General features: G+C 66.3%; 13 protein-coding genes. All 13 read left to right on the forward strand.

The features are described from left to right. Window positions 1–26: 26 nt before the first annotated feature. Window positions 27–827, forward strand: a complete 801-nt coding sequence (locus VGH54_RS10395) for a hypothetical protein (protein WP_331511882.1) — start codon at window positions 27–29, stop codon at window positions 825–827. A 135-nt stretch (window positions 828–962) separates the two neighbouring features. Then, window positions 963–1,109: a hypothetical protein gene (locus VGH54_RS10400; protein ID WP_331511883.1), complete on the forward strand. Its 147-nt coding sequence runs from the start codon at window positions 963–965 to the stop codon at window positions 1,107–1,109. A 98-nt stretch (window positions 1,110–1,207) separates the two neighbouring features. Continuing rightward, window positions 1,208–1,393, forward strand: coding sequence for a hypothetical protein (locus VGH54_RS10405; protein ID WP_331511884.1), 186 nt, complete (start codon window positions 1,208–1,210; stop codon window positions 1,391–1,393). A 410-nt stretch (window positions 1,394–1,803) separates the two neighbouring features. Then, window positions 1,804–2,424 carry a P27 family phage terminase small subunit gene (locus tag VGH54_RS10410; RefSeq protein ID WP_331511885.1) on the forward strand — a complete coding sequence of 207 codons (621 nt, stop codon included), beginning with the start codon at window positions 1,804–1,806 and terminating at the stop codon, window positions 2,422–2,424. Next, window positions 2,408–3,991, forward strand: coding sequence for a terminase large subunit domain-containing protein (locus tag VGH54_RS10415; protein ID WP_331511886.1), 1,584 nt, complete (start codon window positions 2,408–2,410; stop codon window positions 3,989–3,991). Before VGH54_RS10410 ends, VGH54_RS10415 begins: the two co-directional genes overlap by 17 nt. A gap of 12 nt (window positions 3,992–4,003) precedes the next feature. Next, entirely contained in the window at window positions 4,004–5,545 is a 1,542-nt protein-coding gene (locus VGH54_RS10420) for a hypothetical protein (RefSeq protein WP_331511887.1), read from the forward strand. Between the two features lie 2 nt (window positions 5,546–5,547). Further along, on the forward strand, window positions 5,548–5,745 hold the full coding sequence (locus tag VGH54_RS10425; protein WP_331511888.1) for a hypothetical protein: 198 nt from the start codon (window positions 5,548–5,550) through the stop codon (window positions 5,743–5,745). 38 nt (window positions 5,746–5,783) lie between these two features. Continuing rightward, a complete protein-coding gene (locus VGH54_RS10430) occupies window positions 5,784–8,357 on the forward strand; it encodes a hypothetical protein (protein WP_331511889.1) in 2,574 nt (857 codons plus the stop codon). Window positions 8,358–8,419: 62 nt separating this feature from the next. Then, window positions 8,420–8,833 carry a hypothetical protein gene (locus tag VGH54_RS10435; RefSeq protein WP_331511890.1) on the forward strand — a complete coding sequence of 138 codons (414 nt, stop codon included), beginning with the start codon at window positions 8,420–8,422 and terminating at the stop codon, window positions 8,831–8,833. Next, entirely contained in the window at window positions 8,833–9,108 is a 276-nt protein-coding gene (locus VGH54_RS10440; protein WP_331511891.1) for a hypothetical protein, read from the forward strand. Before VGH54_RS10435 ends, VGH54_RS10440 begins: the two co-directional genes overlap by 1 nt. Window positions 9,109–9,126: 18 nt before the next feature. Further along, window positions 9,127–9,357, forward strand: coding sequence for a hypothetical protein (locus VGH54_RS10445; protein WP_331511893.1), 231 nt, complete (start codon window positions 9,127–9,129; stop codon window positions 9,355–9,357). A gap of 3 nt (window positions 9,358–9,360) precedes the next feature. After that, complete coding sequence (locus VGH54_RS10450; RefSeq protein ID WP_331511894.1) at window positions 9,361–9,783, forward strand: hypothetical protein; 423 nt, start codon at window positions 9,361–9,363, stop codon at window positions 9,781–9,783. Between the two features lie 21 nt (window positions 9,784–9,804). Then, the coding region (locus VGH54_RS10455) for a hypothetical protein (RefSeq protein WP_331511895.1) at window positions 9,805–10,329 on the forward strand (525 nt) is incomplete at its 3' end.

Raw genomic sequence — 10,329 nt, forward strand, 5'->3', positions numbered from 1 at the left:
AAGTGCTCGAGAAGATCCTGGCTGAGATGCCCGCCCAACTGAGCGAGCTACAGACCACCATCACGCGGCAAGCTCGAGCCGGCGGCAGCGGTGGCGGTGGGCACACCAAGGCGGCCTCGCAGCCGTTGCCGATAGATCTTCGCGCGGCGCATCTGGCCGACCTTGCCCGCAACGGCTTGGTCAGCGACATCAGGCACCTCTGCGAATCGCGCGGATTGCGCGTGCCGCAGATCAAAGACGCGGGCCGGCCGGTGCCGACCGCCGATCTGGCTCGTTGGTTGCACGGCCACATAGAGGCGATCCGTCAGGACCAGCTCGCCGGCGAGATCCTGAGTGGGCTCAAGGATCTGCAGCACGCGCTGGCCAACGCCGTGGACAACCACGGCAAGCGCTACGCAGGACCGTGCACGGCGATGGTCATGGTGGCCGTCACCGTAAGCGACGGCACGGTCAAGGCCGAGCTGCTCGCAGAACCGCGCGTGTGCGATCAGCCGCTGTTCAGCCGGCCGGGCGCCTCGACGATCCGCTGCAACGCACGCGACGAGGACACCAACGAGCTGCTTGGCTGCGGCAAGGAGTACCCGGCCAGCGAGCGTGTGCAGTGGGCGCTTGACCAGGCGCAGGATGACATGGCCAGACCTGCCGTGATCGCCAGCGCGCTGCGCAATGCCGGCTACCACGTCACCGAAGGCCAGATCCGGCTCATGGCCAAGCGTCAGAAACTGTTCGCCTGGCGTGAGGATGCCGAAGGCAAGCCGCTCTACAGAGTCGGCGATGTCCTGGACATAATGCGGCAAAAGGTGGGGGATCAGCAGCTCGGTGCCTGAACAGCGCCACGCCGCGAAAACCGGGTACTTGCGTCCGTGATGTCCGAATGTCATCATGAGCGCGGCTAGGACGACTATGCCCAGGCTCCCGAATCCACAGCGATCGGGAGCCTTTCGCACGCCCAGGGGGTTGCGATGCCCGAAGTGATCGACAACCCACTGACCCCGGTCATCGTTGCGCCCGGCATCATGATGTGGCGCGACAGCCACCAGGTCCTGCACATGAAGGACCAATGGCCAGACCAGATCGTCTGCTCACCAGCGCTGATCGCTGAGTACTAGGCAGGCGTGGACAACGACGCGGTCTATCTGCACAACGGTGTGCTCATGATCCGTTCCTGTGAAGGATCAGCCGGTTACCTGATCACCACGGCGGGCGCGTGCCGTCGAGTCATCTGATCGAGCGCCTACTGGATTGGCTGTGGAAGTGGGCGCTGATGTGCGTGGCCTGGTGTCGTCAACCCCGCAACGACGTGACGGGCAAGGACAGTGCAAGCGCGGTCACACCTTTCGCTGCGCGGTACAAGGCACTGACCTGCGGCGCCAGGCCCGGCAACATCCGCTGATGCTGCGACCGTGCCTTGGATTACCAGGCGAACCATGCAACGCATTGGGTCATGGTTCGCGTTGTGCAGAACACACGCGCCAATGGGTTGCGTTGCGCAACAGCGACAGGCCACACGCACGGGCACAGCGTGAGGCTGAGCCACGGTGTGCGGTGTGTGGTACCACCGATGACCTGACTGCTGACCACGTTCTGGCGTTGATTAATGGTGGATCCCATACCGGCCCCCGCCAGACCCTGTGCCGCCGCCACAACGCCAGCAAGGGCGCACGCAGCGACTGAGCAGCATCGGCAAACGGAAATACGTTTCGGGACGGCCGGGCGCTGAAGGCTTAGCCCCTCATCGCGTAAACGCTCAAAACTTCGGCCGGATCACCGCTACGTCCAGAAAGATCACTCGGGGGTGCACCAATGGCCAGGCCCACGAAGCCCGTCGAGCAGAAGCACCTCACCGGCCGCGCACCCGGCCGTGACTCAGGTGGCCGCAAGATCCCGACCGTCACCCAAATGCCCGGCACCGACGAAGCGCCCGACGTACCGAGTGAACTGCGCACCGTCGCGCAGGCCGCCACGTGCTTCATCGCGCGCGGCAACGACGACGGCGAACCGTGCTCGGTGTGCTTGGCCGATCGCGGTGCCGAGACGTGGACGCGACTCTGGTCGGCCGGTCTGAGCTGGCTGTCGATCAGCCGCGACCGTGACGTGCTCATCCGAATCTGTCGCGCCCGGATCGACGAGGCGCACCTTCGGCTGGTGATCGAGGAGGACGGCCCGTTCGTGAAGGGACAACGCGGCGGACTCGTCGCGCATCCCGCTGTTGCCCAGCTTCGCGCGCTGAACGCGGAGGTCGTCAAGCTCGAGTCGCTGTGCGGTTTCAACCCCTCCGATCGCGGCCGGCTCGTCGCGCAGGAGGAGCCGAGTGCCGCCGTCGAGGACGACATCATTGCGCGAAGGACTGCCCCGCGGCGCCCCGCCCAGGTTCCCGGCCGATCTCCCGCGCGGCCCCGCGCTGTGGGTGCCCGAAGAAACTAAGTGGACCGAGCGCAACACCGACGGACTGCGCACCTGCGACTTCATCGGCTCCACGATCCGGCTGACCAAGGGTGCCGCCCGCGGCGAGCTCGTCCAGCTGCGCATGTGGCAGGGCGACATCATCTGCGACGCACTGCGGCTCAACGCCAACGGCGTCCGGATGTACACGACCTACGAGATCTTCATCGGCCGGAAGAATTCCAAGTCCCTCATCGGAGGCGGCCTCGCGCTCGACGGGCTGTTCGACGAGCCGGGCGCCGAGGTCTACTCCTGTGCCGGCTCACGCGAGCAGGCGGCCCTGGTCTACAACGAGGTGGTCGCCGCCGTTGAGATGTCGCCGGAGCTGTCGAGGCACCTGCGGATCTACCGCTCGTCGAAGACGATCGAGTACGCCAAGACAGGCTCCATCTACAAAGTGCTGTCGAGCGAGTCGAGCCTGCAGGAAGGCCTCAACCCGTCGCGGGTGATCTTCGACGAGCTGCACACACAGAAGGACGACGACCTCTGGAACGTGATGAACCAGGGCTCGGACACACGCGACCAGCCGCTGGTCGTGGTCATCACAACCAAGGGCGTCGCGAACTACTCCGACGGCACGCCGACGATCTGCAGGCGCGAGTACGACCGGGTCAAGAAGGTCATGTCCGGCGAGGAGAAGGACCTGCGCCTCGGCGGCCGGATCTACGAAACCGTGCTCAAGAAGACGGACAACTACCTTAACCAGAAACATTGGCCGGACGCCAACCCCGCACTGGGCGACTTCCTGCACCTGGACAACATGGCCGACCGCGCCAAACGGCTGCCCGAAGCCGACTTCAAGGCCAAGCGGCTCAACATCTGGGTGCAGCAGACCACCTCCTGGCTACGCGACGGCAAGTGGGACAAGCTCGGCCGGCCACGGCGGGCGCCGATCCCCGGCGAGCGCGCGGTCGTTCAGTTCGACGGATCGTTCCGCAACGACTCGACGGCGATCACCGCGTGGCTGCTCGGCGGCCCCAAGCCGCATCTGACGCTGCTGGGTCTGTGGGAGAAGCCGGACAAGGCCGTTGACTGGCACGTGCCGATCGGTGAAGTCAATGCGATCCTGCCGGCGCTATTCCGCCGCACACCCGTCGAGCCCGGCGGCAAGGTCGACGGCCGGTTCCTGCAGCTGCGCTGGGACCTCAACGTCGAATGCATCGTCTTCGACCCGGCCCGCTACCTCGAGACTTTCCGCACGCTCGAGGAGGACGGCGTGCCGGTTGTCGAATACCCCAACACCGCCGCGCGCATGGTGCCGGCAACGCAACTGTTCTACGACGGCGTGATGGGCGAGGCCTTCACGCACGACGGCCACCCGGCACTCGCGCGGCACGCGGACAACTGCTCGACGAAGCTGACGTCCGCCGGCGTGATGCTGGACAAGAAGAACGCCCGGGCGCACATCGACGGCATCGTCTGCTCCGTCTTCGGCTACGACATCGCCACGCAGCGGGTAGTCGCCGACGTTCCCGCGGCAACCTCGTCAGCCAACCCCGACGCCGCCGGCGGCAACCCGTTCCGCAACAACCAACGACTGCGAATCTGAGGGGGGCATCGAATGGGCAAGGGCAACGGCAAGGGCAAGGATCGGCGCAACCGGGCCCAGCCCGCCCGCGCCACCGAGGCATCCCTGGACCAGCTCGTCGTATCCGGTGCGGCCGGAGGCCAATTCGCGGTCGACCCGATCGACGGCGACGTCGGATTTCGCCAGATCGGCAACGGCTCGCGGGAGACACCGGGATGGACGCTCGAGAAGCAGCGCGCCTACTCCGTCGCCGCCTACCGACTCAACCCGATGGCGCGGGCAATCATCGACACCTACACGTCATTCGTGGTCGGCGATTCCGGCCTGACGATCCAGTGCGGCAACGCCGATGTGATGGCGGTCGTGCAGGACTTCTGGAACGACCCGCGCAACAACCTCAACGGCATCCAGGAGCTGCTGCTCCGCGATCACATGCTCATGGGCGAGACCGCGCTCGAGATGATGGTCGGTCCGCTGACGGGCGTCACCCGCTTCTCACCGATCGCCACAACTCGGGTGGTCTCCGTCGGGCTCAACAACGGCAACCCACTGTGGCCGTCCAAGCTGACCATCTCCACACCCGCCATGGACGACCGAACTTTGGACGTCGCCGGCATCGACGACATGACCGGCTTGCGCGCCGGCAACGTGCAGTGGTGGCCGTCATGGAAAGCCACGCTCGAGGACCGTCGTGGCCAACCGTTCCTAGGCCCGATCCTGGACTGGCTAGACGACTACGACAACGTGCTGTCGAACCTGGTCGACCGGACCGCGCTTGCCCGCTATCTGGTGTGGGACGTGGAGATGACCGGCTCGAACCAGACCGAGATCGACGCATTCATCAAGGCTCGCGGCGGAACACACATCCCGCGTTCGGGCACGATCGAGGTGCACAACGAGAAGGTCGTGTGGAGCCCGAAGTCGGCGCCGTCCGGTGCGCAAGAAGACTCCGGCGCCGCGAAAGACATCCTGACCTCGATCGCCTCCGGCGCCGGCCTGGCCAAGCACTGGCTGGCCGACCCGGACAACGCCAACCGCGCCACCTCGCTGTCGATGGCCGAGCCGGTACTGCGCCGCGTGAGCGGTGTACAGAACGTATGGCTGGCCTACCAGACCGAGCTCGCCCGGTTCGCCGTCGACCAGGCGGTCGCCGCCGGCCGGTTGCCCGCGAAGGTGAAGGCCACCGACGCCAAGTCGGGCGCGGTGGGCGATCAGACGGTCAGCCCATCGGAGACCGTGAAGGTCACCGGTCCCGAGATCGCGGTGGCCGAGGCGTCGGCGACCGCCACGACATTGCTCAAGCTGGCGCAAGGCATCGACGTGATGCTCGCCAACCAAACGCTCTCCGTCGAGGCGGGAAAGATCCTCGCGCAGAAGGCGTGGGAGCAGTACGCAGGCGTCCCTTACACCTCCGAGCTCGACGGCCCGGACGCCAACATCGACGACATCACCCAAGCAGTCGACGACTCCGCGAAAGCGCGGATCGCAAACGGCACGGCGACTGTGCGGAAGTTGATCGTGAGCTCTCCGTACGCCAACCCCGCCAACACCACCGATCAAGAACAAGGAGCATGAGCATGGCTGCAAAGAGCAAGGTCAGCGTCGAGGACGCTGCGAAGGTCCTGAGCGTCTACGTCTCCGAGGTCACCTCGGTCGACGAGACCGACGAGGGCACCGTGGCCACCACGTTCGACGGCCAGCGCTACCTCATCGACGGCGACGACTTCCTCTGGCTCAAGGCCGACTCGACCGTGCCGCAGATCCTGGCTGACTGATGCGACGCCGTAGCGGGCGCCTCACCGAGGGCGCGGTCGTGAGCGTGAAGGCCAAGGACTTCGTGTCCTGGTCGGCATCCACCGGCGTGGCCAAGGGACGCATCAAGTCCGTACACAAGGGCAAGGTGCCGGCCGTGCCCGTGAAGGTCGAAGGCAATGACCTCGAGCCCGCTGCGCGTGTCGAGATGTACGCCAAGGACGGCGACGGATGGAAGCCCACCGGTCACTACCTCGGGCTCTCGTCGTCCGAGCTGACCAAGATCGACGAGCTACCCGCGCCGCAGGCGACCACCGAGGCGGTCACCACCGGCTCGTTCGACGAGATCCGGCGAATCGTGCAGGCAGCGATCGAGGACAAGCTCGAGCAGCAGGCCGATGCCATCGGCAATCAGCTCGATAAGGACGTCTACATCTACGTGGTCGACATCGGTCCGGACTGGGCGGTCTACTGCTCCGGAATGAGCGACGACCAGTTCAAGGTCACATACGCGATGGACGCGGCTGGTGCGGTAACGCTCGGCACGCCCATCGAGGTGCAGGCCACCACGACCTATGAGCCGCTCGCAGCGGAACCGGTGACCGAGTCGCGCAAGGAAGCCGACTCCATCACTGGCCACCTCGTCGAGGCGAAGGGTTCGGACGCAGCGGGGGGCCGGATCTTCGGCGTCCGGATCATCGCGAGTGGTGACTCGAAGAACATGCGCCGCTACCCCGCCGAGGTACTGACCGAAGCGGCGTCGCTGTACGAGGGCGCCAAGGCTTATGACCACCACCGCACCGAGGCCGAGCTCAAGACGTCCACCATCCTCGGCCTCGTCGGCTCCTACCGCGACGTCGAAGTAAAGGACGACGGCATCTATGGCGACCTGCACCTGCTGCCGTCGGCCACACACACCGCAGAGGCGCTCGACGCCTCGCTCGCGGCGCAGGAGGCCGGCCTCGCCGGGCTCGTCGGTATCAGCCACGACGTGATGGCCAACTACCGAACCATCGTGGACGGCGTCCGCCGGCTGTCGGAAGCAACCAAGATCCTCTCCGTGAATTCCGCGGACGTGGTAGCCGACCCGGCTGCCGGAGGCCGCGCCACTCGCATGGTGGCCGGCGGTACCGAAACAGATCAGGAGAACGAGATGACGCTGGAAGAGCTGCTCGCGCTCGCCGCCTCCGCGACCCCCGAGCAGCTTGCTGCCGCCGGTCTCGCCTCGGCTGCAGTGCCAACCCCCGTGACGGAGTCCGCTCCGATCGTGGAGGACCCGGACGCCCCCAAGCTGACGAGCAAGTCGCTGATGGGCAAGATCGCCATCCGCGAAGCGGTGTCTGGCGCTGGTTTCCCCGAGACCGCCACGATACGCGTGGTCGAGACCGTCACCGGCATGCTGGCGGAGAACTTCACCGAGGGCGAGCTGCTCGCTCAGGTGGAGACCGTCAAGGGTCTGCTGGCCGGCTTCGAGAAGCAGGGCCTGACCCCCAGCATCACATCGGTCGAGGTCGGCCAAGAAGCGGTCGACAAGAAGATCGAGGCGCTCAACGCCTCGTTCGACGGCGACTTCTCCAAGGGATACAAGTCCCTCAAGGAGGCGTATGCCGACATCACCGGTTACCGCTCCGGCCTGCTCGACACTGCCGACATCAACCGCAAGATCCTCGCGGAGTCCGTCGGCAACGGTGCCGGTTTCGACTCCTCGCTGCGCTCGACGGAGTCCGTCGTGTCCGGCACCTGGAACACGATCCTCGGCGACTCGGTCACTCGGCGCATGATCGCCGAGTACAACCAGCCGACGCTGTCCACCTGGCGCAGCATCATCTCCTCGATCGTGCCGGTCAACGACTTCCGGACGCAGCGCATCGAGCGCCTCGGCGGCTACGGTGTGTTGCCTGGCGTCAACCAGGGCGCCCCGTACCAGGCGCTCACCACGCCCGGCAACGAGGAAGTGACCTACGGGATCACCAAGCGCGGTGGCACCGAGGACCTGACGATCGAGACGATCGCCAACGATGACCTGCGGGCGGTTACCCGTATCCCGGTCAAGCTCGGCCTGGCGGCCGCACAGACGCTGTTCCGGTTCGTCTGGGACATGATGCAGACCAACGCGACCTGCAGCTTCGACTCGACCGCGCTGTTCGCCGCCGGGCACAACAACGTCGACGCCGGCAACACCCTCTCGCAGACCAACCTCTCGTTGGGCCGCAAGAAGATGCGTAAGCAGTCGGCCTTCGGCGACGCCACCGATCTGCTGTCGATCGTGCCGAAGTTCCTGATCGTGCCGCCGGACCTGGAGGAACTCGCATTCCAGCTGTGCACCTCCGCGGTGGCGATCCCGGCGACCCCGGCCGGCCCGACCAACACCCCCAACATTCACCAGGGCCTGACCCCGATCGTCGTCGACTACTTCTCCGCGCTCGCCTCGGCGACGTGGTACCTCGTCGGCGATCCCGCGATGGTGCCGACCATCGAGCTCGGCTTCTACCAGGGCAAGCAGGAGCCCGATCTCCTGGTGCAGTCCGACGCCACTGTCGGCTCGGTGTTCACCTCGGACAAGATCACCTACAAGATCCGGCACATCTACTCCGGCACGCCGCTCGAATTCCGCGGCTTCTATCGGGGCAACTGAGCCTGACGGCTCCCGGCCCCGGCGGACCGTCGGGGCTCAACCAGAACTGAACGGAGTTTGTCATGCCAGGTTTAGCCGATACCCCCGGAGTCATCACGATCCGGGCACTCATCCCGGCGGCGATGGCCTCAGCTGCCACCGACGACGAGACGCCCGTCGCGGTGCTGCCGACCAACGCGACGATCAAGGCCGGCCGGGTCATCCCGCTGGCCGCGGTCGTCGCGAACGTCACCAACTTCACCGTGCTCTCGGTCCGCAACCGCGGCGCAGCTGCGGCCGGCGCGGCACTGCCGCTCGGTCGCTCCTGGGCGGCGACCAACTCGACGGCGTTCGTGGCCGACACCATGGCGCTCTCGGGCACCGCGGCCGACGCAGTCGCCAACGCCGGCGACGTGCTCACGGTCAGTCGGATTCACTCCGGTACCGGCGTTGTGATCCCGGCGTGCATCGTCGAGATCGACTACGTGATCCGGTAGTGGCCGCTCCCTCAACCCCGAAGCCGCTGGTGGCGGGGCAACTCGCCACCGGCAACGGCTTCTACCGCGGGTTCACGGTTCGAGAGACGACCGGCGCAGCGCCGGCGGTGGTCCAGCTGTTCGACAACACCGCCGGCTCCGGGACATTGCTGGACACGATCCAGCTGCCGCAGGGGACCGACGACCGGGGTGATTTCAGCGACGGAGCCCGGTTCGTCAACGGAATCTTCGCAGTCATCACCGGCACCGTCGAAGGCTCCGTCTTCATCAGCTGATTCCCGGAAGGGGAGACCGTGAGCATTCACGTGATCTACCGCTGCGACGGCTGCGGCCAGAGCGACGACCACCCGAAGCTGCATTACGGGCGTCAGCAGTTCCACCACGACTGCACGCCGGCCTTCATCCTCGACGTGCTCAACGCGCAGAACCTTGCGATCGTCGAGGTCGCGAAGTCCGGCGTGCGCGGCGACAAGCTGCGGAAACACATCACCAGCACCTACGCCGGCGCCACCCAGGAGGCCTGAGCCATGTCCGGGACTTCTGGGGCACCGTCAGCCGAGGCGAACCGCTACCTCGTCGCGAAGTACGGTGGCACCGCCTACGCGGTAACCGGCCCTATCAAGGTGCTGTTCCTGTCCGTTGTCCGCACGGCGAACAACGGCACCGACACCGAATGGGCGACGGCCGCCGGCTACACCGCGGGCACCGGCTTCTCCGGTCTGACGATGGGCGCGCCAACCAACAACGCCACCGGCGCGGTGACAGCTTCGACCAACGCCGCGCAGATCACCAACGCGCCGGCCGGGACCTGGGCCGGCTGTAAGGCGGTCGACTCGACGGGCACTCCGAAGGAACTGTCCTACGCGCCGGTCACCGGCGGCAGCAAGGCGGTCAACCTCGGCGACACCGTGGTGGTGCCGATCGGCTCCCTCACAGACCAGATGGGCTAAGCAAAAGCCGAGGGGTGAGTCGTGGCGTTTCGCTCTAGCGCGATCCTGGCCTCGGCCACCGCAGTCAACGGCGCAGTACCGGTGCCCACCGGCGCGGCGATCAACGACATTGCTCTGGTCGCGTACTACATGGAAAGCGCGACCACGGTCACCCCTCCGACGGGGTTCACGCTCAAGACATCGCTGGCGACCACGTCCACCACACGCGGCCGGATCGACGTGTTCTGGAAGCGGCTCACCGCGGCCGACACCGGCACGTATTCCTTCACCCACGTGTCGGCCTACCGCGGCGCAGTGTGCGTGCTGCTGTCCGGCCGGGTGACATCAGGCGATCCGTTCGACGTCGCACCAGGCACCATCGAGGGCTCGGCAAACTCGACCACCAGCGTCAACCCTGGCTGCACCGTGGCCACCACCGGGTCCGACCTCGTCGGCTTCGCATCGAACTTCGCGGTGGGCGCCGGCACCTGGACGATGCCTGCGGGAATGACCAGCAGGCAGAGCGGCAACACCGTCGAGACCTGTTGCGCCACCGTTGACGCGGCC

The organism is Mycobacterium sp., assembly GCF_036488105.1.
In the GTDB taxonomy this organism is placed as follows: Bacteria; Actinomycetota; Actinomycetes; order Mycobacteriales; family Mycobacteriaceae; genus Mycobacterium.

Bases quoted from the DNA above. Each gene is read 5' to 3' on its own strand.
- VGH54_RS10435 (WP_331511890.1), top strand. From the start codon at position 8,420: ATGCCAGGTTTAGCCGATACCCCCGGAGTCATCACGATCCGGGCACTC.
- VGH54_RS10420 (WP_331511887.1), top strand. From the start codon at position 4,004: ATGGGCAAGGGCAACGGCAAGGGCAAGGATCGGCGCAACCGGGCCCAG.
- VGH54_RS10425 (WP_331511888.1), top strand. From the start codon at position 5,548: ATGGCTGCAAAGAGCAAGGTCAGCGTCGAGGACGCTGCGAAGGTCCTG.
- VGH54_RS10450 (WP_331511894.1), top strand. From the start codon at position 9,361: ATGTCCGGGACTTCTGGGGCACCGTCAGCCGAGGCGAACCGCTACCTC.
- VGH54_RS10400 (WP_331511883.1), top strand. From the start codon at position 963: ATGCCCGAAGTGATCGACAACCCACTGACCCCGGTCATCGTTGCGCCC.
- VGH54_RS10395 (WP_331511882.1), top strand. From the start codon at position 27: ATGCCCGCCCAACTGAGCGAGCTACAGACCACCATCACGCGGCAAGCT.
- VGH54_RS10410 (WP_331511885.1), top strand. From the start codon at position 1,804: ATGGCCAGGCCCACGAAGCCCGTCGAGCAGAAGCACCTCACCGGCCGC.